Below are 304 nucleotides of genomic sequence, written 5' to 3' on the forward strand. Positions count from 1 at the left end.
CGCGCTCATGTCCTCGGTCTTTACGCGGTCTTACGCGCCCTTCTAGCTGCGATTGTTGTTGTTGCGCCAGAGCACGCCGACGCCGGTACGCTGCAGGATGTCGAGCACGTTCTCCTCGGTCGCCGCGCGGACGTCGTCGTATTGCTGGCGGGTCATCTGCGAGAACATGCACGGCACCGAGATGGCCGTTGCGGTGCCACACGAGGAGACATCATTGAAGCTGATGACGCCGTCGCTGCGCGACAGCCGCGGGTTGGTCGCGCGCGGGTAGCCGTTCAGCTGGAAGTTCTGTGACCGTGCGGTT

The 304-nt window shown here is 63.8% G+C and carries 1 protein-coding gene; it reads right to left on the reverse strand.

All coding sequences use genetic code 11. The features are described 5' to 3' along the window. Positions 1 to 42 precede the first annotated feature (42 nt). Positions 43 to 304, reverse strand: a 262-nt coding sequence (locus tag EN850_RS35405; RefSeq protein WP_210238087.1) for a sulfatase-like hydrolase/transferase, incomplete at its 5' end; no start/stop codon positions are given.

This window comes from Mesorhizobium sp. M8A.F.Ca.ET.207.01.1.1 (genome assembly GCF_004794715.1).
Classification (GTDB): Bacteria; Pseudomonadota; Alphaproteobacteria; order Rhizobiales; family Rhizobiaceae; genus Mesorhizobium.